The 22,688-nt window shown below is 38.4% G+C and carries 27 protein-coding genes; 9 read left to right on the top strand and 18 right to left on the bottom strand.

The genetic code is table 11. The annotated features are described in order from the left end of the window. Nucleotides 1–15: 15 nt before the first annotated feature. From CTN01_RS13715 to CTN01_RS13705, 3 genes are all read left to right on the top strand, one after another. The gene (locus CTN01_RS13715) at nt 16–273 is read left to right on the top strand and encodes a YnbE family lipoprotein (protein ID WP_052666615.1); all 258 of its coding nucleotides are present in this window, start codon (nt 16–18) and stop codon (nt 271–273) included. After that, complete coding sequence (locus CTN01_RS13710; RefSeq protein ID WP_045127424.1) at nt 254–595, top strand: YdbL family probable chaperone protein; 342 nt, start codon at nt 254–256, stop codon at nt 593–595. The genes CTN01_RS13715 and CTN01_RS13710 overlap by 20 nt, the downstream gene beginning before the upstream one ends. Nucleotides 596–709: 114 nt before the next feature. Continuing rightward, on the top strand, nt 710–1,660 hold the full coding sequence (locus tag CTN01_RS13705) for a YeiH family protein (protein ID WP_045082051.1): 951 nt from the start codon (nt 710–712) through the stop codon (nt 1,658–1,660). Between the two features lie 82 nt (nt 1,661–1,742). Here the strand turns inward: CTN01_RS13705 and CTN01_RS13700 are convergent, their stop codons facing one another. The 6 genes from CTN01_RS13700 to CTN01_RS13675 form a co-directional block, all read right to left on the bottom strand. Beyond that, a complete protein-coding gene (locus CTN01_RS13700; RefSeq protein ID WP_107342173.1) occupies nt 1,743–2,348 on the bottom strand; it encodes a sugar O-acetyltransferase in 606 nt (201 codons plus the stop codon). Nucleotides 2,349–2,509: 161 nt separating this feature from the next. Continuing rightward, nucleotides 2,510–3,352: a tetratricopeptide repeat protein gene (locus CTN01_RS13695; protein ID WP_045127423.1), complete on the bottom strand. Its 843-nt coding sequence runs from the start codon at nt 3,350–3,352 to the stop codon at nt 2,510–2,512. A 254-nt stretch (nt 3,353–3,606) separates the two neighbouring features. After that, nucleotides 3,607–3,837 (bottom strand): hypothetical protein, encoded by a 231-nt coding sequence (locus CTN01_RS13690; protein ID WP_045148874.1) that lies wholly within the window; start codon nt 3,835–3,837, stop codon nt 3,607–3,609. A gap of 176 nt (nt 3,838–4,013) precedes the next feature. After that, entirely contained in the window at nt 4,014–5,384 is a 1,371-nt protein-coding gene (locus tag CTN01_RS13685; protein WP_045148872.1) for a histidine-type phosphatase, read from the bottom strand. A gap of 111 nt (nt 5,385–5,495) precedes the next feature. Further along, nucleotides 5,496–6,806: a Y-family DNA polymerase gene (locus tag CTN01_RS13680; RefSeq protein ID WP_045148870.1), complete on the bottom strand. Its 1,311-nt coding sequence runs from the start codon at nt 6,804–6,806 to the stop codon at nt 5,496–5,498. Nucleotides 6,807–6,819: 13 nt separating this feature from the next. Further along, nucleotides 6,820–7,200, bottom strand: a complete 381-nt coding sequence (locus CTN01_RS13675) for a LexA family protein (protein WP_045148868.1) — start codon at nt 7,198–7,200, stop codon at nt 6,820–6,822. 302 nt (nt 7,201–7,502) lie between these two features. On the opposite strand from CTN01_RS13675, the gene CTN01_RS13670 reads away from it, so the two are divergent. Then, complete coding sequence (locus CTN01_RS13670; protein WP_045148866.1) at nt 7,503–8,054, top strand: SPOR domain-containing protein; 552 nt, start codon at nt 7,503–7,505, stop codon at nt 8,052–8,054. A gap of 124 nt (nt 8,055–8,178) precedes the next feature. Here the strand turns inward: CTN01_RS13670 and CTN01_RS13665 are convergent, their stop codons facing one another. Continuing rightward, nucleotides 8,179–9,519 (bottom strand): DEAD/DEAH box helicase, encoded by a 1,341-nt coding sequence (locus tag CTN01_RS13665; RefSeq protein WP_045082046.1) that lies wholly within the window; start codon nt 9,517–9,519, stop codon nt 8,179–8,181. Between the two features lie 223 nt (nt 9,520–9,742). Here CTN01_RS13665 and CTN01_RS13660 point away from each other — a divergent pair, with 223 nt between their 5' ends. Further along, a complete protein-coding gene (locus CTN01_RS13660) occupies nt 9,743–10,342 on the top strand; it encodes a DUF2238 domain-containing protein (RefSeq protein WP_080896196.1) in 600 nt (199 codons plus the stop codon). Between the two features lie 92 nt (nt 10,343–10,434). Here the strand turns inward: CTN01_RS13660 and galE are convergent, their stop codons facing one another. Then, nucleotides 10,435–11,454, bottom strand: coding sequence for a UDP-glucose 4-epimerase GalE (gene galE / locus CTN01_RS13655; protein WP_045148863.1), 1,020 nt, complete (start codon nt 11,452–11,454; stop codon nt 10,435–10,437). Between the two features lie 271 nt (nt 11,455–11,725). Between galE and CTN01_RS13650 the strand changes: the two genes are divergently transcribed. From CTN01_RS13650 to CTN01_RS13635, 4 genes are all read left to right on the top strand, one after another. Further along, nucleotides 11,726–12,649: an alpha/beta fold hydrolase gene (locus tag CTN01_RS13650; protein WP_045148862.1), complete on the top strand. Its 924-nt coding sequence runs from the start codon at nt 11,726–11,728 to the stop codon at nt 12,647–12,649. Between the two features lie 236 nt (nt 12,650–12,885). Beyond that, nucleotides 12,886–13,938: a GGDEF domain-containing protein gene (locus tag CTN01_RS13645; RefSeq protein WP_045148861.1), complete on the top strand. Its 1,053-nt coding sequence runs from the start codon at nt 12,886–12,888 to the stop codon at nt 13,936–13,938. Nucleotides 13,939–13,950: 12 nt separating this feature from the next. Next, entirely contained in the window at nt 13,951–14,466 is a 516-nt protein-coding gene (locus tag CTN01_RS13640; RefSeq protein WP_045148860.1) for an NUDIX hydrolase, read from the top strand. A 124-nt stretch (nt 14,467–14,590) separates the two neighbouring features. Next, nucleotides 14,591–15,145, top strand: coding sequence for a manganese efflux pump MntP (locus CTN01_RS13635; protein WP_045148859.1), 555 nt, complete (start codon nt 14,591–14,593; stop codon nt 15,143–15,145). 179 nt (nt 15,146–15,324) lie between these two features. On the opposite strand, the gene CTN01_RS13630 is transcribed toward CTN01_RS13635, so the two are convergent. From CTN01_RS13630 to CTN01_RS13585, 10 genes are all read right to left on the bottom strand, one after another. Continuing rightward, entirely contained in the window at nt 15,325–16,239 is a 915-nt protein-coding gene (locus CTN01_RS13630; RefSeq protein ID WP_107188315.1) for a metal ABC transporter solute-binding protein, Zn/Mn family, read from the bottom strand. Between the two features lie 12 nt (nt 16,240–16,251). Beyond that, a complete protein-coding gene (locus CTN01_RS13625) occupies nt 16,252–17,127 on the bottom strand; it encodes a metal ABC transporter permease (protein ID WP_045082039.1) in 876 nt (291 codons plus the stop codon). Beyond that, nucleotides 17,127–17,885 (bottom strand): metal ABC transporter ATP-binding protein, encoded by a 759-nt coding sequence (locus tag CTN01_RS13620; RefSeq protein ID WP_080890287.1) that lies wholly within the window; start codon nt 17,883–17,885, stop codon nt 17,127–17,129. The genes CTN01_RS13625 and CTN01_RS13620 overlap by 1 nt, the downstream gene beginning before the upstream one ends. Beyond that, a complete protein-coding gene (locus CTN01_RS13615; RefSeq protein WP_045148857.1) occupies nt 17,882–18,790 on the bottom strand; it encodes a metal ABC transporter solute-binding protein, Zn/Mn family in 909 nt (302 codons plus the stop codon). The genes CTN01_RS13620 and CTN01_RS13615 overlap by 4 nt, the downstream gene beginning before the upstream one ends. A gap of 57 nt (nt 18,791–18,847) precedes the next feature. Further along, nucleotides 18,848–19,435 (bottom strand): DUF6162 family protein, encoded by a 588-nt coding sequence (locus CTN01_RS13610; RefSeq protein ID WP_045148856.1) that lies wholly within the window; start codon nt 19,433–19,435, stop codon nt 18,848–18,850. After that, nucleotides 19,432–19,749 carry a hypothetical protein gene (locus CTN01_RS13605; RefSeq protein ID WP_045148952.1) on the bottom strand — a complete coding sequence of 106 codons (318 nt, stop codon included), beginning with the start codon at nt 19,747–19,749 and terminating at the stop codon, nt 19,432–19,434. The genes CTN01_RS13610 and CTN01_RS13605 overlap by 4 nt, the downstream gene beginning before the upstream one ends. A gap of 90 nt (nt 19,750–19,839) precedes the next feature. Further along, the gene (locus tag CTN01_RS13600; protein WP_045082037.1) at nt 19,840–20,670 is read right to left on the bottom strand and encodes a DUF4198 domain-containing protein; all 831 of its coding nucleotides are present in this window, start codon (nt 20,668–20,670) and stop codon (nt 19,840–19,842) included. Nucleotides 20,671–20,683: 13 nt separating this feature from the next. Beyond that, on the bottom strand, nt 20,684–21,208 hold the full coding sequence (locus CTN01_RS13595; RefSeq protein ID WP_045148855.1) for a DUF2271 domain-containing protein: 525 nt from the start codon (nt 21,206–21,208) through the stop codon (nt 20,684–20,686). A 17-nt stretch (nt 21,209–21,225) separates the two neighbouring features. Beyond that, nucleotides 21,226–21,855, bottom strand: coding sequence for a PepSY-associated TM helix domain-containing protein (locus tag CTN01_RS13590; RefSeq protein ID WP_045148854.1), 630 nt, complete (start codon nt 21,853–21,855; stop codon nt 21,226–21,228). A 228-nt stretch (nt 21,856–22,083) separates the two neighbouring features. Further along, complete coding sequence (locus tag CTN01_RS13585) at nt 22,084–22,662, bottom strand: RNA polymerase sigma factor (RefSeq protein ID WP_107342172.1); 579 nt, start codon at nt 22,660–22,662, stop codon at nt 22,084–22,086. Nucleotides 22,663–22,688: the final 26 nt, after the last annotated feature.

Genomic DNA, 22,688 nt, shown 5'->3' with positions numbered 1-22,688 from the left:
AGACAACGACCATATATGACTATCTATAAAAAACATTGCCAAAATCACAACAATAAACTCCGTTCTTATGGCCATTTTTCAGTGGTAAAAGTCGCTTTTCTGCTATTCGGTCTTTCGAGTAGTATTGTAATCAGTGGCTGTACACCAAAAGTTGAGGTTGCGCTTTCAGAAGAGCCAATTGTTATTAACCTTAACATCAATATTAAACATGAAATCAATGTGAAAGCCGATCGTGAAATTAATGAGCTATTCAATGATAAAGAAGTCTTTTAAATTCGTTCTAAGTGTCATGACTGGGCTAATACTATTGTCGTCTATAGCTCATGCATTAACGTTACAACAAGCTAAACAGCAAGGACTGATTGGTGAGGCAAATAATGGGTATGTTGCAAGTGTGCAACCTACTCCTTCACCGTCTTTACGTGCGTTAATTGATTCCGTGAATAACAAACGTCAACAAGGCTACTTACAAATCAGCAAAAAGAATAATCTATCATTAGATGATGTGACTAGCATGGCACAAGAAAAAGCGGTTAAGAAAACCTTACCGGGGCTGTATTTTCAAACTAAAACGGGTGATTGGGTTAAGAAATAAACCCTTACTTATGTTAAGTTTTTCTTAACCCTACACTCAGTCTATTTAACTCTTAACTGCTCAGTATTCAGCGTATAATCCTTTAATTATAATTATATTTTTATCGCTATTACTATGCCCATCATTGATAACTTCAAACGTCTACGACCAATGGACGCGATTTTTATTTGTACTGCATTATTATGTTTGCTACCTATTATCAGCTCGCCAATCGCTTTAATTCTAGGTTTTCTACTTGCCAGTTTTGGTTTAGTCCCTTCACAATTTAATATTGCCGCCCTAACAAAAAAACTTTTATCTTATTCCATTATAGGCTTGGGCTTTGGTATCCACTTAAATGAGGCAATTGAAGCCAGTAAAGCTGGATTAGGTTTAATCATTTGCTCTATTTTCTTTACTCTTCTTTTAGGCTGGATTGCTACACACTTTTTATCACTAGATAAGAAAACTGGCCATTTAATTGCTTCTGGTACTGCAATTTGTGGTGGTAGCGCTATTGCAGCTGTTTCACCTGCTATTAATGCAAAAGATGAACAAACATCACTTGCCTTAGCAACGGTATTTGTCTTAAACGCTGTCGCACTATTTGTATTTCCTGCTATTGGTCATTTACTGGATATGAGTCAACACGCTTTCGGGACATGGGCTGCGATCGCCATTCACGATACTTCGTCCGTCGTCGGTGCCGCAGGTTCTTACGGGGATGAAGCATTAAAAACGGCAACAACGTTAAAGTTAGCGCGTGCATTATGGATCATTCCTGTCGCTTTTATCAGTGCTTTAATTTTTAAAGGGAACAGCAAGAAAATCTCGGTACCTTACTTTATCGTTTTATATTGTGTTGCTATCTTAATTGCACACTTTTTACCGCAGTTTCAATCTGTCTACGATATGATTTTTGTCGCTTCTAAGCGTTTGCTGGTGGTGTGTTTATTCTTAATTGGCTCTGGTATCACTGTTAATAAGCTAAGAAATGCGGGCCCTAAACCTATGTTATTAGGTGTACTACTCTGGCTTGCTATTGGTATTTCTTCATTAACCTATATTGAAATGTTTATCCCTTAATTTTTCGCTATTGTTTAAACAAAGAGCCAGACTATATGTCTGGCTCTTTGTTTTTATACGCTGGTTGGCAGCCCCTTAAGTATTACATTTCCATAATTGGACGCCACATTTCTTCGATTTCTTGTTCTGATGGCATCTTACCGTGTTCTATTTTTTTGATTACCCTACATGGATTACCTGCCGCAACACAGTCGGCAGGAATATCTTTCGTTACAATACTTCCAGCGCCTATAACACTTCGATCACCAATCGTGACGCCGTCTAATATTATGGCTCCCGCTCCTATCCATACACTATCGCCAATAGTAATAGGGTTAGCAGCTGCAATAGGTAAGACTCTTTCAGCAATATCTAATGGATGACCAGCAGTACTTATAACCACATTCGGTCCAATTTGAACGAATTCTCCAAACACTACTGGAGCAATATCTAAAATTTTAACGCCTGCATTAAGAAAACCACCCCGTTTGAAATGTATATTCTTCCCCATATCACAATAAAATGGCGGAAGAATAGTAACGCCATTTTCCGCACCCAATAACGCTGTCAGGATGAGACGTGATTTTTCTTCTTCTGATGGTCGAGCATGGTTAAAGTCATACAGTTTTTCTTTAACACTTAGCTGAAATTGAACAAGTTCTGGGTTGATGGGTAAATGTACGGAGAAATCTGATATTTTGCTGCTCATCCTGTGCCTCTGATACCGATAGACTTTTCAATATAAGTAATAAAGTATCTGATAACGCAGAGATTTTATATAACAATAAACACGGATAAATAAAAAAAGCGGCAATCATTTTGCCGCTTCGTGATAGAGATCTTAATTAAAAAGAGCGAATATAAATATGTTTATTCAGGAGAATGTAACAACAGATCAAATCGACTGTTACCATGAAGAATATCGAGATCAGGCTCATCTGCAATTAAATCACGAATGGATGGGCTGGCAATAATCGCACGCTCTAGATCTTCAATCGCTTGATCTTCAATCCCTAATCGAGAATATGCACAAGCACGTTGATAAAGTGCAGGACCATTGGTGTCATCTACCTCCAACACTCGATTACATAAACTCAGCGCCCAATGGTATTCCTTAATTTCCATTGCCGCATCTGCTTTATAGGTTAGTGCTTCAAGATCACCGGGTCGAATAAGCAATATTTCATCATAAACATCAATACGTTGTTCAGGTGTTTGAGAACTTTGCGCACGTAACCATAGGTTATGAATTTCGTTAATTTTCTCAATTTCTTTATTATTTTCACTAATAATGCGAGTTTTACGTTTTAAATCTCGTTCAAGCGCCAAGAACTTCTTCTCATATTCTTGGGCAATCTTCTCTAATCGTTTATCCGCCATTTCAGTGGTGTTACTTTTGAATTCACGAAGAGACTGCCAACCAACAAATGCAATAAGAGATGCGACACCTGCAATAATGTAGAAAAAATAAGTAACGGTGACATTCGCATAATTTAATGATTTATCAGCAACCGTTAATTCACGGTCGGTAATTTCAATCACCATTCGGCGCTCAAGATCTTGCTGTGATTCACGTAAATCTTTCAATTCATCAAGAATATAACGTTCCATGAACGGCTTTTCTAACATGTCCGTTTCTGAGTATTTTTTTTCACTTGCCTGTACGGAAAAACAGAGAAGTAGAGAAGCTAATAGCCCTATAAGCAAGCGCATAAGTATTCCTTTTACATAGGTAAACAATACAACTTCTGAAACCATAGCAAATGGAAGGACTAAATAGCAAAAAGTGAGGGTAAATTGCTGAAAAATGGATATATAAGCAGGTTAATAGAAATATATCGAATAATTAATCACCACTTTCTTGTTTTGTAATGATTGAAATAAGACCATTTAATCATTTTAATGTAAATCTCCCATTAAAAACTATATAGAGTTTATCAATAAAGCGACATTACGAACTGACAACATTATGGTTCAATTTCAACCCTATCGGATCTGGACACAGTTTGAACTGCGTGATGTTTACTCTCATCAACTTTAAGCCATACCACAGTGATAAGAATAACAAAGGCAATTAAATCGCAAATTGCACTGATTAATCCTGATGTCATTAGCGAAGCAACTATTAGCCCAATCGCAATCAATGCGGCTGTAATTCTTAGCTTTTTATCATTATTTTTATCTAACCATTTTTTCATACTTCACTCCTATCTGCTGATTAATAGTAATAGAGTGATGAAGGTTGAAAAATATCGATTGAGTATTTGATAGAGTAAAATAGTCTATCAAATACTCGTTATTAAATGTGAGTATTTAAAAGCGAACATACTATTTGGATCTTACGATACAGATAGGCTATCAACTCGATTAGAGATTATTGCTTATAGCAACGCTTTAATTCACTGAAGCGATAGAAATAACTCCCAGCCTCAATAGGATGACAGGATGATTTAAAGCCAATTTCTTTCTCGTTATAGAGCATTTTCACAAGCAAATCATCATCTTCACCACGATACACATCCCACTGAATATTACTGCTATAAGGCGCTACCCATTTACCGCGCCAATCATTGTTGTCATAGCTAAAGGTCGTTTGAGGATCAATGCCCTCTTCACTACCCTTCAATTGCATATTGGCAGCAAAAGGCATAATAGTTTCAGCATGGGCAAAACGTACCTTTAGTGCCGCCTGCTCATTACCTTGTTTAATTTTTTCGATTTCATTGAAAAAGTCATCAACCAATACCGATGCCATCTTGTAAGTAATATCAGTATTGTTAAAGCTTGGGCCTTTTTCATAAAAATCTTCACCATCTAATACATAGCTTAACCATTGAGTTTCTTCTGGAGTAAAGAATTGCTCAAATTGCCAAGGATCTTCACCCGCTTCTTGTGCCATACCCGGTGCAATTAAGTAAAGGTTAAACAAATGAATCACTGCATCGACTTCATTTTCTGCCAATAACTCATCAGGCTCTTCTGTTGAATAAAACTTCAGTTCACCATTTACTAATTGTTGTACAAACTCAGGACTATAGAGGCGTCCTAATACTGCTTGTGCTACTTGATGAGATTTCTCGCTATCGAATAAGCGATCAATAGCCGCTCTTAATGCAGCGTCGTGATCAACATAGTCATTGTATTCTTTGTTTTCTTTATGGAAATACAACTGCGCTTTGTTAACTTTTGGTTCTAACAGTAAATCGGCGAGATCTTGGTTATTTTCTGTTAAACCTTCAGTAAAAGCATTGGCACTTGCCAGTGCGCGATCTTTACCTGAATATTCCACCACAATATGACGTTGATTTTCTATTGCTTGATCAACCAAAGAATGATTGCGCTGTGCTGCACGCTTACCAATCGCCAACAATTCATCATGACCTAAACCGGATAAATTACCGTAACCTAACGCTTCGTTAGCTGCAGTCATGCGTTCGATTTCAGCACCGAGCTTTTCACCTAATGGAGTAAGCGCACCTTGCTTTTGTGCCTCACGCCAAACTTGCATTGAAATATCGTCATATTTAAAACTGGAAAGTGCACGGGAGCCATGACGAGAGACCAACTCAGAATAAACTAACTCATAACCTTGCGGTGCTTGTTGGTAACTACCGAGTTTCTGCTGAGGCGCATAAGTTGTTTTTGTACCAAATTGATACTCAGTAACGGGATCGGATTTATCACCTGAATGACAAGCTGTGATCCCGATAACTCCCAGAGCACAACACAAAGCAAGATAACGCATATAAAACCTTAATATTCGTGTAAAAACGCGAGATTAAGCGAGTTATGTGACAACTTATCTTCATTTAGGTCAGGCTTTTGTCAACTTAAAACTATTCGCCGCGACAGAGGTTTAACATTTCGCAATCGGTAATTCATCAAGTCGTGTAGTCCAACGGTTAGAACGATGTGCTTGCTTCATGTGCCAGTTGGAAGTTGCAATAACAGAGGCGGGTTTAATTCCATTCTTAAACTTCGCATTCATCATATCGGTGATTGCCATTAAATCTCGACGTTTAGCTTCATCATAGGCACTGGTATCAAACATATCTAATTGAAAACTATTGTTTTCAGCTGGCGTCAATTCATCTAATATCACACCAACTTTTTGATACTCATAGCCTTCTTTATAGAGTTGTTTAAGCTGCTGTAATGCTGATTCAATAAACTTATAGTTATCTTGGCTTGGACACATAAGTGCCACTGTACTACTACGGTTTCGCTGTGGGAGTTGCTTATAGCGATTAGTACGTAAGAAAACACCAACAATATTTGCTTGGCTTCCTTGTTTTCGCAGTTTTTCTCCCGCTCGTTGGCAATGAAAAGCCAAAGCAGATTTTAACTCTTCAAACTCGGTAATGCCTTGGCCAAAACTTCGACTCGATAAAATTTGTTTACGGGTTTCATCAATATCCCCAGGCGCAATACACGCGACACCTTGCAACTCCATCACTGTACGTGCGAGAACGACATTCCATACACAACGCATTTCTGACGCGCTCTTTTGGGATAGTTGTAATGCATTATCAATACCTAATGTACATAACCTAGTTGCCGTTTTTGCTCCAATTCCCCAAATATTTTGAATATCTGTACGGGCTAATAACCATTCTCTTTTATAATCACTATCAATTTGAATGACACCATTAACCTGTCGCTCATACACTTTGGCTGCATGATTGCCCAATTTAGCCAAGGTTGCAGTAGCACCAATCCCTACACGAACAGGCAATCCAATATTTTTATAAATAGTGTCTTTAATTTCGCGGCCATAATCTTGCAATTGTTCTAACTTAAAACCATCGAGACGAACAAAGGCTTCATCTATTGAATATTGTTCTACACACGGAGAAAATTTAGAGAGCTCTTCAATAAAACGACGACTCATATCGGCATATAAGTTGTAATTTGAACTACGTACCTGAACACCTTTCATACGAGCCTCTCGTTCAACTTTAAACCATGGCGCACCACGTTGAATGCCGAGTGCTTTCGCTTGATCAGAAAGAGCAACACAACAACCATCATTATTTGAAAGTACAACTAAGGGCTTATTCACTAATGTTGGATCAAACAACTGTTCACAAGAACAATAGAAACTCTTGGCGTCCACTAATGCCCACACTTGATCGTGTTTACCTGTAATAATTTCAGATATTGTCATTTCAAATACAGCATTAAAGTAAGTTGTGAATATTACGGGTCACGACACCAAAAATTTCAGCATCTTGAGGTAGAGGAAATGATTTCATGGCTGGATTTTCTGCTTTTAACCACCAAGCATCATTTATACGAACTAAACGTTTACAGGTAAATTCATCATATATACGTGCAATAACTATTCGCCCAGGAATTACTTTTTCTGCTCGATCAACCACCAGCAAATCACCATCAAAAATTCCAGCGCCAATCATGGACTCACCGGATGCACGCAAAAAGAAAGTAGCGTTCGGGTGGCGAATCAAATACTCATCAAGATCTAAACTCTCTTGATGTCCATCAGCAGGAGATGGAAAACCACACGCCACTGATTCAATAAAATACGGATATGCTGTCATTAAACAGGCCAAACACTAACTGTACATTTATACAGTTTAATACGAATAGTACTATAAGGTCACTTTTTTATTGCTTTTCTCTCACTGCAAAAATCCATTGTTAATGAAACATATTAAAAACTAATAAATCAGTATTTTAATCGAATGAAAAACCATCAAACAGCGTTTTTTATACTATTTTAATGCGGAGAATATGCTTTTGTTAGATACAATGAACAAACAAAATTTGATACTGAATATTGACACCTACTCCTAGGCTTTCCTCGATATAGTATCTACTCTCAAAGATTATGGAGACACGTATGACGTTGCTGACTCGTAAGGCAGTTACTCTTTTAGGCCTATTAGCTTTATCTGGTTGTGCATCTTCTGACAGCCCATGCGATTCAGGTTACCTTATGCCATCAAAAATTGATGGTGCTAATTTTCAGTGTGAAAAGCCAGCTGATACTGTCGTTCCTGAAACAACAGTTACACCACCGCCAGTGATTGATAGCGATTATATCGACAACAATAATGCGCATCTTGAAGACGAAACATCAATGACTAACGACCAAGCATTTGGTGATATTTCCCCTTCTCGTTACACAGTACAAATATTAGCACTAAGTGAAGAGCGTAATTTACGTGGTTACCTACAACCAATTACAGGTAATGAACCTATCTGGGTTAACTGGAAACGTGTAGATGGTCGTAACTGGTATGCTGTCATTTATGGTAACTTTGCAACTAAAGATGAAGCTCGCCAAGCTATTCAAAGTCTACCAGCATCTGTTCGAGCACAAGGTCCATTCCCATTAAGCTTTGCTACGGTAAAAGCTGACAAAGAAGGTCAGGTATACCAACTACGTTAATCACTCTTTGATTACGCAATAAAAAACCAGCCTTAGTGCTGGTTTTTTTATCGATTCTATTTTAAACAGACATAAAAAAACCAGAGTCATACTCTGGCTTTTTTGCAGTGATTAGACAGAGAGCTTATTCGCCGTCTTTACTCACGTCTGTATTGCGCTTTTTCTTCGGCATAAATACGTCGTTACCCACCGCTTGGTTTTCGTAAAAACGTTTATCCACTTTCTTCTTGGCACGTGGAGCTTGTTGCTTCTTAGCAACCACTTTATCGCCTGTTGGCTTCTTCTTGATAAACTTCTTCTTAGGCGCAGGTTTCAAACCTTTAAACTTACCTTCTAACCCTTCGATAGTGGTAAATTCAATCTTCTGCTTTAAGAATGCTTCAACGTTTTTAAAGCTCTTCCAGTCCTTAGGGCCAACCAGAGATATAGCATCACCTTTGTTACCCGCACGACCTGTACGACCTACACGGTGGACATATTCTTCCGCGTGTTTAGGCATATCGAAGTTAATAACCAGTGATACGTTATCAATATCTAAACCACGAGAAGCAATATCCGTTGTAACAAGGATCTTATGACATGTGCGCTCAAACTGGCTCATGATGCTATTACGCTGGTTCTGGTTTAAGCTGCCACTTAGTGCAACGGCTTTTAGCTTACGCTCGTTTAGTTCAGCGGTTAAACGATCAGTATCAGCACGGGTTGCAGTAAAGATGATAACTTGTTTGTAATCTTGGGTTTCTAAGATTTTATCCAGTAACGCTTGTTTATGATCTAAATGATCACAAAGAATAAAACGTTGAGTAATATCTTTATGTTCTTCCGCTGAGTGACCAATCGAAATACGCTTAGGGTTATCAAGCATTTCGGATGCAATTTCAACTACATCTGAATGGTCTAGCGTTGCAGAGAACATTAACGTTTGACGACGACGGTGGTTAGCCGCTTCGTTAATACGACGAAGTTGTGCCTCAAAACCTAAATCAAGCATACGGTCAGCTTCATCAAGGATTAGCATTTCTAAACCATCAAGGTGCGTACTACGGTGCTCTAGGTGATCAGCTAAGCGACCCGGTGTTGCAACAACAAACATAGGGTCATTACGTAGTGCTTTAACTTGATCATTAAAGTTTTCACCACCAACAATCAAGGTACCGTCATAAGGTGTACCTGCATTTAACGTCCGTAATTGAGCAAAAACCTGTTTAGCCAATTCACGTGTTGGCGTCAGGATCAATACACGAGGATCACGGCGTGTAAACGGCTTACTACGATACATACGTTGCATTGCAGGAAGCAAAAACGCCAATGTTTTACCGGAACCCGTTTTCGATGAGGCTAAGATATCTTTGCCTGCGATAGCAACAGGAATTGCTGTTTGCTGAATTTCGGTTGCTCGATCAAACGCCAAATGATTGATTTTTTTCAGTAGGCGTGGGTCTAATCCAAGATCTTTAAAATGCAAAATGACGCTCCGGTAAAAACAACTCTTTGGATAGAGTTTACAGTTAACTATGATGAATATCACAATAACGTGAAAAACATTAGCCGTGGATTATAACACAAGTTCTGATTAAGAAAGCATATTTACCTTTTTCATTTTCTTATAAGGTGGTAGATAAAAACGAATTGGAAAGAAATGAGCATTTAGTCTAATCTAGCGAAGATTTATTCAATAAGGATGTATGATGTCAGAAAATAAATTCCCATTATGGTTAGCCGTTTCCTATACCCTCTTTTTCATCATTTTAGGAATAAACCCTGCTTTTAGAGAAGTATGGATAGCAGAAGCCATTCCACTGATCATTATTTTTGGAGCACTCATTTTCACTTTCCGTTACTATCGCTTTAGTAACCTTGCTTACGCTTTAATGGCTGTATGGTTAGTACTACACAATATCGGCGCTCACTATACCTTTGCGAATGTCCCATTTGATTGGTTTAATGATTTAATTGGTTCCCAACGTAATAACTTTGATCGCCTTGCCCACTTTTCGATTGGCTTTTATGCTTTCCCTGTTGCTGAATATTTAGTGAGAAAAAACCATTGTAAGCCGCTTATTGCTGGTTTATTTGGTTTATTTGCTGTCATGGCGGTTGCTGCTGGCTATGAGATAGTTGAATGGTGGTACGCTGCAAGTGCTGGCGGTGAAGCAGGCATTGAATTCTTAGGCTCTCAAGGAGATATTTGGGACGCTCAGAAAGACATGTTAGCTGATACCTTGGGTGCCGTGTTTAGTTTGATCTTATTCTTTATTTTTAAAACCTATAAGCAAACCGAAAATTAAAACTCTGCGGTTAACTACTCATATCAAAAAGGCGCTCACTTCAGTATAAAGTGAGCGCCTTTTGATTATTTGTAATTCACTCTTAACGCTAATTATTCCGCGTCTGGATAACCATTTGGGTTAGTCGACTGCCAGCGCCAAGTATCTTGCGTCATATCATCTAAGGTTAATTTCGCTTCCCAATGCAACTCTGCTTTTGCTTTTGCAGGATCTGCCCAGCATTCAGCAATATCACCTGGACGACGCGGTGCAATACGGTACGCTACTTCAACACCTGATGCTTTTGAGAATGCATCAACCATTTGCAGTACGCTGTTACCGTTACCTGTCCCTAGGTTATAGATATGTAACCCGGCTTCAGTGCCTTTATGGTTCAGTGCTGCTAAGTGACCATCAGCAAGATCAACGACATGAATGTAATCACGAACACCAGTGCCATCAATCGTTGGATAGTCATTACCAAACACAGATAGGAATTCACGTCGACCAACTGCAACTTGAGAAATAAATGGCATCAAGTTATTCGGGATACCTTGTGGATCTTCACCCATTGTGCCTGATTTATGCGAACCAACAGGATTAAAGTAGCGCAATAACGTAATACTCATTTCTGGATGAGCGTGTTGAATATCAGCTAAGCATTCTTCAACCATTAACTTGCTACGACCATATGGGTTAGTAGCACTGGTTGGAAAATCTTCTGTGATTGGCACAGAGGCAGGATCACCATAAACCGTTGCTGATGAACTAAAGATCAATGCATTCACAGCAGCAGCACGCATAGCTTCAACAAGCACTAATGTGCCATGAACATTATTATCGTAGTATTCAAGAGGCTTTTCTACTGACTCACCCACTGCTTTTAAACCAGCAAAATGGATAACAGCATCGATTTCATTTTCAGCGAAAACTTTATCTAAAAAAGCACGATCGCGAATATCACCGTGATAAAAAGCAGGTTTAACGCCAGTAAGGTTTTCAATACGACCCAATACTGTTTCTTTACTGTTATACAAATTATCGACAATAATTGGTGTCATACCAGCTTCAATCATTTGTACACAAGTATGGCTGCCGATATAGCCCATGCCACCAGTAACTAAAACACGCATAGTGTCTCCTAATCCTTAAAATAGAGGCTATCACATTCATACAAATAGATATTAAGCTTTTATATTAAATGGATAGTCAATCAGTTGAGGATGATTATCGTGATTCATCATCATAGTTTCAAGTCAGTTATGCTTAATATTACCATCGAACGCACTTAATCGTTATTATTTATGTTTACAATTACAAACAATAACTTCGATTTTAATTACTTGCAGCTATATTATAAAACACTGTATTATTATGCGGTGCTTTTTTAACTATCGAGTCATTATGAAACGTTTATTACCTATAACTATGATGGTATGCAGCCTACTTCCTCTTCTTAATGGCTGTGAAGTGGTTCAATGGAAAACCGATCATGATAAAACCGTGCTGCATGATGATGGTTTTACTAAACATTCCCTTGCATTAAAAGAAGGCGGAACGCTGAGTTACTGGGAAGGTGGACAAGGTGAACCTTTATTATTATTACACGGTTTTGGCGGTACAGCAGCGGCAACATGGAAAGCTGAAATGCTTGAATTAAGCAAACATTATCGTGTTATCGCACCTGATTTACTGTGGTTTGGTGAATCACAAAGCAAAGCAGAAGCTCGTTTAGCGACTCAAACTCAAGCAATATGGCAACTTGTTGATCACTTAAAACTACAAAAAATCAATGTTGCTGGTATCTCATACGGTGGTTTTGTTACTTACGATATGATGACTACACCTGAACGGATAAATAAAGCAATTATAATTGCTAGCCCAGGTCCGCTTTTTAGCGATAACGACTTAGCTGATTTAGTTAAACGCGCCAATGTGAATACACCAGAAGCGTTATTTGTACCGAGTGGCGCTGACGGTATTCGCCGTTTATACGACAATGTTTTTGTGAAGAAAAAACCAATGCCGGATTTTGTTGCAGAGCAAATCTATCAGGGCTATTTTTCACAATGGAAGCCAGAACGTACAAGTTTGATCCAAACGCTGCCATTAGATCGTGATCGCATCCAGCAATTCGATCCTACTCATTTGCCGAAACTCATGCTCATTTGGGGTGAAAAAGATAAGATATTTCCATTATCTAATGGCATCAAACTGAGCAAATATACTCAAGCACCTATAGTGGTTATCCCAAATACCGCACACGGTGTGACTAATGAGCAACCAGAACTCACTTCTGAAGTAATTAATAACTTTTTACAACAATAAATCAGTGAGTAATAGTAAATAAGAGGGAGGACACATTCTTCCCTTAATATCACTAGATAGTAACGTTATTAACAAGTTAGACAAAATACACCCTTGTTATCCATGCTTATTGGTTATTGATAAAGCTCGTTACATTAATTTTCAAAAAAAATTAGACATAGAGTGAAACACTGCTATTCTCGCACAGTGCACAACATGCTGTATTCTTTAATTCTGTGCGAAGGCGTTTCCAACTTATGACGACATTAATCAAAAGCAATCAGCTTCATCCCACCAATTTTGCTTATATCGAACTTAGCGAAAAAACACTTAAAAAACAGCTCGCATTACTTTTCCCCTTTTCTGGCGCTATTTGTGGTGTCATTGCTTTTACTTATTTTGTTTCTAATGCTGAGTTTTATTTTACCCTTGTCGGTATCATTGGCATGTTCCTTTGTTATAGCCTTGCTATCCTCAACCGCTCTATTTTTTCAGCGAAAACCTTATTCTGGATATTCTTGATTGCAACAACCTTAGTCTGTACTAGTGGGTTTTATTTTGAAGGCGCACGCCACATCAGTAACACTATTGGATTAACCATTCCTCTGTTGTGTTTTTTCGCTTTAAGGATCAAAACAGCAGCATGGTATAGCAGTCTATTTGGTTTTATCTATATCGTTCTGAGTATTTCTGAAATTGCCAGCAAACATTTACAAATATCATCGGCATTACAAAACATCAGTACTTATTCGATTATTTTTGTGATGGCATTTTTGCTTTCTCGTCATCGCTATGATGCCATTATGCAAGTTAAACGTACCACAACCCATGACTATTTAACTGGACTTCTAAGCCGTGAAGGGTTTATCCCTCTTTATCTTAATGAGTCATCTCGTTGCAAACGCTATCGTCGTGATATTTCAATGCTACTGATTGATATCGATAACCTTCGCGACATTAACGATCGATACGGACTCGATGTGGGAGATAAAGCCATTATGATGTTAGCAAAATGCATGAAAGAGACTTGCGATGCTGATGTTCAAATTGCACGATTAAGTTGCCAAGAATTTTGTATTCTTATACCTAATGCTGATCTCCAAAAAGCGGAATTTATAGCCATTGCTTTACGTAATGAAGTCGCTAAATGGACTTTAGAGTTAGAATCTGGACATAAAATAAATATGACGATCAGTGTCGGTATAACCACCGTTGAATATCAAGATTTTAGATATGACTACATTAAAGCTGAGAGTGCATTGATGCGTGCGAAACGTTGGGGATATAATCAAATAGCAACCAATGAATAAAGGTGCTAAAGCATGTCTTCAAAAATAATGTACCAATGGAAATGTTTTTCAGTTGAAGAACAAGAGCACGTTCTGCCGAATAATAAACAAGTAACATTCACTTCAATTAAGCATCCAGGGGCTGTGGTCATTATTCCTATTAATAACCAAGGGCATCTTGTCTTAGTGAACCAATATCGTCCTGCAATTAAACAATGGATATTAGAATTCCCAGCTGGAACATTAGAATCTGATGAAGATATTTTTCTTTGTGCGAAAAGAGAACTTGCTGAAGAAACCAATTTAAAAGCAGAAAGTTGGCAATCATTAGGCGAATTACTACCAGTACCAAGCTTTTGTGATGAGATCCAACACCTTTTCGTTGCAACGGATCTATCTCCAACAATTGGTCAGCTTGATGATGATGAGATTATCGAAGTTGTTACCCTTTCGGTAACTGAGCTCGAACAAAAAATCGCAAAAAATGAAATTAAAGATAACAAAACCCTGTCTGCTTTTCTTAAAGCTCGTTTAGCTGGACTCCTTTAAATTTGTACGCTGAAAGTAGATTTCAGCGTGCAAAACGCCATATCTGAAAAATAACTACTCACACATATTGATCGTAGTTCTCACAGTAAAAGAATATAAAGAATGCTTTATGGAATGAGAGTTCATGTCTTTCCTTCTCGCATTATTATTTACCCTGTCCTCTAACCTCGATAACTTTGTCATGGGTTTAACATACGGCGTTAAAAATGAAGATATTCCTCTTTCATCGAATATCATCATTTCATTTATTACCACTTTCGTCACCTATTTATCCATGCTGTTTGGTCAACTGATCACTCACCTTGTTCCCCACAAATTCTCAAATGAATTAGGTTCTGTCATTTTTATTCTAATGGGGGCTTGGTTTATTGGTTCAGATTTATTTAAAAAACAACAAATAGCACAAGAAAAACACCGTGATTTAAGTATCAAAGGTGCGATTATTTTAGGTTTCTTACTTTCAATTAATAATATTGGAGTAGGTATTCTGGGTAGTATTACTCAGTTAAATATCATGTTAGTTGTAACATTAACTTTCATTACAGGTGTTGGATTAACCTATGCGGGTAATAATTTAGGCGATCATGTGATTGGTAAAGTAATTGGAAAATATAACGACATAATTTCTGGCACATTACTTATTGGGTTAGGTGTATTGTCTTTGCTTTTCACATTCTAGCCAATGAAAAAAGCCCAGCACTAAGCCGGGCAAAGCAGTGCTACTTAAATTCTCGTATAAACAGAATTAATAGGTAGCAACTACGTCATAAGCAGTGGACGCTTAGACTATTTAAGTGTTGCAGTTTTTCGCTACACTTTATTTACAAATCAATGAATACATAGCGATAATATCCTAGTTTAAATTTTTACTTCCCAACGCTTTAGCGGCTGTTTGGTATCAATTCCATCACGTCCCCAACGATCAAGGCTATCAATCACGATAACTTTAGTATCTGCAGAAACGAATGCTTTCATATTCTGACTTAACGCTTTAGTTGTAAGAATAGTTAATGAAGGATCGTCTTTTAATAATCGGCTTAATTGCGCTTTATCAGCATCTGTCCATTCCAATTCTGGCTTCGTCATACGCTCAACAACAAATAGCTGATTACCAGATGCAAAATCCTCTAGCTCTGCAGAGAGTAAGACAACAGCATTAACATCTGCTTGCATAAGAGTGTCTTGTTGACGATTAATCAGTTTACGAACATCTATCATTAAAGCTTGTTGATTCTTTTCTATTTGCTGGGCTTTTTCAGGCCATACACGCTGGAGATCATCGCTTACAATTGCTGCCATGCGTGTTAAGTTAGTCGGGTTTAACCACGCATATAACGACGTAGTACCATCGGATAAGCGCAATGCCGCTACACCTTGTGCGCGAGGCGAAATGGCTTGAGATGCGTCGATTTCAACAATATTTATATTGCCCTCACGAGCATGAACAAAGAGCGGATCATTCGGCCAAATTGCTCCTAACGTAATCGCTGCTTTTGCTGTTTTACTAGCATTTGAAGCTACATAAGCCCCTTTGGTTGAAAACCAGTTAGGTAAACGCGTTACACCGTAGCGTTTAGGAGGCAAATACTCTGTCGTGATCCCTGTCTCTTTGGTCAACTCTGTCGCTAACATATAAGTCACAGGCGTTGCTGTTAAAATGTCTTTGGCGTAAGCAACACTTGTTGGCATTAAAACGGCAGCACTTAAACAGGCACCGAATAAAACAGTTTGCGTTTTGCGCATGGAGGTAGAAAATTTATTCAACAAAAACATGTGGTTTCCTGATTAACTTTTACGAATAATGCGGTACATCGTTGCTGACATGAAAAAGATAGCAGAAACAATAATAATCGCAGCGCCTGATGGGACTGGAAGTTTTAATTCCATCGGCAATACCGTACCAATAACACAACTTATTGTGGCTAGTAGAGCCGACAATAAAACAAAACTGCCCATATTCTTGGTTAATAACCGCGCCGTTGCGCCAGGGATCAATAGCAACGCACCAACCAACACTGCCCCAACAATTTTCACAGATGCTATAGTGACCAGCGTTATCATCATCACAAATAGGTAATCGTAAAAATTGGTTTTGTAGCCACGAACTCGGGCAATATCAGGACTAATACAGGTTAATAAAATCCGATTAAACGTCGGTATTAAGAGCAGTACAATTAAGGCACAACTGATCGCAAGAACAATCAAATCTTGATCTGTTACCGTTAGGATTGAACCAAACAAGACGTTTTCTAACATGTGAATATTGATCTTACGTGCTACATACATCAACAATGCAGCACCAACCGCTAATGCTAACGCGAGGAAAACACCTACTAATGTGTCGTAAGGAACATTAGTTCGATTTCGAACGAAATGCAGCAATAAAGCAAAAATCATGCAGAAGCTAAATAAACCAATGAATGGATTTTCTGGTGGCTCGCCTAACAATACACCTAAGGCAATACCCGTTAGAGCGGCGTGGCCGACAGCTTCAGAAAAGAACGCTAAGCGTTTAGCAATCACTAAAGTACCTAAACCACCTAAAAGAGGCCCAAGCAACAGTGCCGCTACGATTGCATTAACCATAAAGGCATAAGAGAAACTGTCACTTAACCAACCAGCATCAACACCGAGTTGTGCCCAATGTCTTAATAGTTCCATTACGCCACCTCTGATTGATTAGACGCAGATACTGCTGGCTGTGAATAATGATTAAACAAACGTTCAATCTTCTCTGGTACCAATACTTGACTATGATCACCGCTATCGACTAACACACGATTAACCACATGAACTTGCGCCTCTAAACGTCGAACCGCTGTCACATCATGATGAACCGCTAAGACAGTTTTACCTTGGTTAACAAATTCATTGATAAGCGATTCTAAATACCGCACTCCCTGCTCATCCATACCTGTCGTTGGCTCATCAAGTACCAGCAAATCGGGATTATCTAATAATGCTTGAGCAAACAATACGCGCTGTTGTTCACCACCAGATAATTGCCCCATACGGCGATCTGCACGATTAGCCATACCGACACGATCAAGTTGCGTTAATGCTATTTGTTTATCTTTCTGGCGTTGACGCCAAAATAAAGGTGAACGGGTTTGATTTAATAATATAAAATCCATCACTGTTAACGGCAAACTTTGTTCGAACATTGCTTTTTGTGGCACATAACCAATCGTACCGGCTTTACCGTTATTAACTGACTCATCCCATAAAATATCAATCTGGCCACGAAACGGTGTTAAACCTAAAATAGAACGTAGAAGTGAAGTTTTACCACCACCATTAGGTCCCATCACCACATGGCATTGCCCACCGTCAAATTGATGAGTGATTTCAGATAAAATCTGATTAGGGCCGTATTGTAGGTTAACGTTAGCTAACTGAATGCTAGGACCGATGATCATGCTTGATCCTTATTTGCAGCAAACTTTATCGCTTCAACCAATGTGGCAAGATTTTCTTTCATCTCAAGCTCAACTTTCTTACCATCGTACTCACCGTGTGTCATGTGAGAAAAACGGTATAACTGAACACCTGTTGCCTTTTCAATGGTATCGACATAACGGTTAGGCATGTTTAACTCGTAAAACAAAACATCAATTCCTGATTGTTTAATTTTCTCAATGGTTTCTTGTAGTTGGCTTGCACTTGGTTCTACACCATGAGCAGGTTCAATCACGGCAGCAACATCAACACCAAACTCTTGCAATAAGTAACCATACGCATTGTGCGTAGTCGCAACTTTCATTCCCGCTGTATCTAAATCCCCCAGCGTAAGCATTGCATCACGCTTCATTAAACGAAATTGTTTGGCATAATCGCGGGCATTTTTTCGATATTCAGCGGAATTGTCAGGATCAATTTTCGCCAACTCATTAGCAATGGTATAAACCTTCTGAATCGTGGTAGATAATCCAACAAACGTATGGGGGTTCACAGCGCCATTACCAACCGACTGCCCCATCGCAGGCAACAGTGGAACATCATTATTAGCTTCAATAACAATCAAATCATCACGATCTGCTGCTTGAATAACTTTCAACGCAAAATCATCGTGACCAATACCATTAACCACAATGATATCCATCTCTTTTAGACGTTTAAGATCGTTAGGTTGAGGTAAATAATTATGGGGATTAAAACCTGCATCAACCAATGGCAAAATTTCTGCTTTATCGCCAACAACTGCTTTTACATAACTGTAATAAGGCTGTAGAGTAATACCAATGGTCTTTTTATCAGCAGCAAAGCTATTCATACTCATAAGCAATGCTATGGCAGTAAGGCTAGATTTTATTAGTTTATTCATTGTTATCTAAATCTCGGTACAGTAAAGATTAACGGCAATAAAACCAAAGCGCCGTTATTAGTGATTGTGTGATTCGTTATTATTAGGAGAATCGTTAAACACAATTTGTGTCCAACCATTATTAATTAATTGTTTTCCATCAAAATCGCGTAATGTATTGGCATCAAGTAAGGTCACATTATCGTTCATCGCGAGCCAAATATCGGGAAACGCTGAATCACTATTAAGCACTACCGACATCGAACCTTTATCATCGGTTCTCACACCTTGATAGATAGCATCAGTTATCAATGTCCACTGATGACGACCTTTTCGCTCCCAACTTTTATCTGTCACAAAAGGAGCAATCCAAAACTCTTGAAGCTCAGATATTTGTGGCCACTGACCAATAGCAGAACTTAACTGGCTATCTTGATATAAGTTACGGATTTCTTCATGAGCAAGCCGTAATTCCGCAATCATAGCGATCTCTTCAGCGGCTAAATCAGTAATTGAAACTTGATGCGAAAGCAGTGCCGATTTTGGCTGCTTAGTTTGGTGATAAGGGAGTAAAACAAAAGACACCAACAAGATTAATCCAATACATAATGCGACCCACTTACCTTCTCGATCTCCATTATCAGAGCGAACAGTTTGACGGATCATTTTTCTTTTATCTCAACAACATCGACTTCAACAGGGTTCTCATGCCCAGCATCAAAAACCAAATAAAAGTCAGTATCAGGCATGGTGAACTCTGCAATCGAGCGTTTATCTGTCATGCCTTTCGCAATTAAGTTATCGTCGTAATCAAACATATCAACGTTGTACTCCACCGCGGTACTGCCATCACTATAACCAGCTTCACACAACACTTTATCGGCTTCAAACCAACAACTCATTAGTGGAAAATGAGCAAATGCTGGCGTTGAAAATGTTCCTACGCAAAGCAAAGATGCCGCAATAATGGATGATTTCATTGTCATAAAAACCTCAAACAAGCCCAAACACAGGCTTAAAGAATGCATAGATCAAGGCGTGATAAATTCACGCCTTAACCAGAAGTAGTATTACTGAAGTAAGGTTTCAAAAGTTAAGTGAACATTGACGTTTGCACGGTCGTACATAGGATCGTTTTCAACCATACCTTTATAATTCGATTTCATTAGGTAACGCCCCGCCACTTCTGGAGTGAAGGTGATCTTGCCGTCTTTATCACTTACTACATCAATTTGCTCTTGGTGATTACGGTATAGTGTTCCTTCACGTGTAATGTCCGCCGTTACTCCTGCTTGCGGTTTACCATTAAAGAAAAATTGGAAGGTTACTGGTTCGCCCTCAACAATGTCAGATGGGTGTGTAACAGGTACCATTTCAAGATATTTACCTGTCAGTTCCATCGCTTTAGTTGATGGTTTCCCAACAGTCACATAACTTTCTGCACGGGTATAACTCACCTGAGTGACAACGTCACGTGATTTTTCTGGGAGTATTGTCATACGATCCGCTTTATTCGCTTCCATACGTTTTTCAGTATCACGACGTCCAGCTTTGTAGAACGTGTAGTATCTAGGTGTCTGATTAATTTGTACTTTATGAGTACCTTCTTCTTCAAAAAAGAAATCAAAAATCGCACGACGTTTACCACGAATGGTGAAATTAGGGTAAGTAATACGACCATCAGGCATAACAACTTGTGTCGTTTCAATGCTTGCTGGCTTATCATAAACAAATGTTCCGTGTGACGCTGTAACATCAAATGACAGCCAATCACCGCCCTCTTTGGAAACAGTGAAATGTGAAGGTAATACCCAACGTGGGTGTGCTTGAGCGACAGATGCCACACCTAATCCCGCTGTCACTAGGCATGCTAAAGATAGTGCTTTTAATTTATTATTCATGATGACAATTCACTTAGAGTTTGTAGTTAATCTTGATAGTGCCAGTTTCTTGTGTTGGTGCTAAAACATGGCTAACAGCACTTTCGCCGAGCGTTAATTTCTGTCGTAAATAGTTACGTCCGCCATGTTCACGTACCACTTCAACGTAAAAGGTATAATCCCCTTGTTCTACACGGTTGTCTTTATCATCTAAGCCATCCCATGAAAAACGGTATTCACCCACCGGACGTGTGGCAGATGTAACAGCATCAACAAGTTCTCGGTCATAACGACCCACTTTGCGCCACCAGCTACGTAAATCTTTCAGCCATTCGTCTTTACCGACCCAAAGCTGCATCGTTCTTACGGGTTTACGTTCACTGTTTTCAATCCACACCGCGACATAAGGACGGGCGTACATTGAGGTTTCAATTTTGGGTAAACTTAGTTCAACATCTAGCTGAGCGGTTTCTGGCAAAGGTGCCGCCCATACCGTTGATAAAGGTGCCAGCAGTAACGTTGCCAGTACGGTCTTTTTTAATTTATTTTTAATGGTCATCGTTAACCTGCTAAATATTAAGGAACAAATACAATGTAGATAATGGCTGTAATAACTGAGCCGAAACTCATCCACTTCATTGATGTATTAAGTGTTTTCTTTTTCGGTAGTAGCAAACACACACCCGTTAACACAAAACAGATCATCAAAACCGCAGTAATATCAATAAACCACTTCCAAACCTCACCACTATTACGACCTTTATGAAGATCGTTAAGTAGCGCAATAACACCATAATTGGTGATTTCGATATTCGCTTGTGCGGTTGTCATATCAATAAAGACCACAGCGTTATAACCAGGGCCTTTGTAATCTAATGAGATCTCGCCTTCGACTAATTCGTCACCCTCAAGATCTGTAAAGATCTCAATACCAGAAGCCGTACCACGTACATCGGTATGTTTAGAGAGATAGCTGATCAAAGCCGATTTGTTAGGTACGAACTGACCTTGCTCAGACGAAAGTAATGAAGTAGGTATGGTAATTTTTTGCTCTACCACACTGGGTGTATCAGATACAAACAACTCAGGACGATTTAAAGTGATGCCAGTAATGGCAAAAAATAAAACAATCAATAACAACGCCATGGAAATGTAAATATGAAGACGACGAGCCCATAACTGGACATTTTTTTGCTTTAACACCATAGTCAAAAAAACTAGCTACCTACTTAGAATGGCAGTAATTTAATTGATAATCGTTCTTATTGGCATTCAATTTACATTGTTTACGTTAGTAAATGGAGAGGATTATAGAGAGAGTAATAAAATATTAGCAAAAAAAACGTAACCAACTGAATGAAAACAAAAAAGTGAATAAAAAAGGCGTTCACTGGTTTGGAAAGCACACTCTTTACAGTTTAAGAACTCAGCACCTTAATGCTGCAAATCCACAAGGCATTTTTTTCTAAATAGTATTTCATGAAGTAACTTCAGCGCGCGATATAGACGCATTTTACAAGCACTAATTGTTATACACAAAATATCACTAATTTCTATTAATGTTAGATCTTGAAAAAATCGTAAATCAATAATCTCTTGTTCACTGTGAGATAATTCATCTAATAATACACCCAAATCAATTTTATCTTCGATATTGACTTGATTATAATTACTTACAGGCTCAATATTCTCGATAGAAATATTATTTTTATTATATTTTATCTTTTTTTCTAAATAGGAATAACAAACATTATCTGCGATTGTATAAATCCATGCCCTAAAAACGCCTTGATGACAATATTTTGGTAGTGCTTGATAAATTCTTAATAAAACATCCTGAAAAACATCATCAATACTACTGCGATCATTAATTCTAAACATACACCTTGAGTATAAAGATGACCAATAAGGTTTCATTAACAATGAAAATATTTCATTCCTCTTTGATCTATTATTTTGAAAAACATTGAGTAAATCAACTTCATTTAATAAACCATTATTTAATATATTCATTATCATATCCGTATAGTAATTTTATA

This window comes from Photobacterium angustum, assembly GCF_003026365.1.
Classification (GTDB): domain Bacteria; phylum Pseudomonadota; class Gammaproteobacteria; order Enterobacterales; family Vibrionaceae; genus Photobacterium; species Photobacterium angustum.
This window is presented reverse-complemented; position numbering and strand designations above follow the sequence as displayed.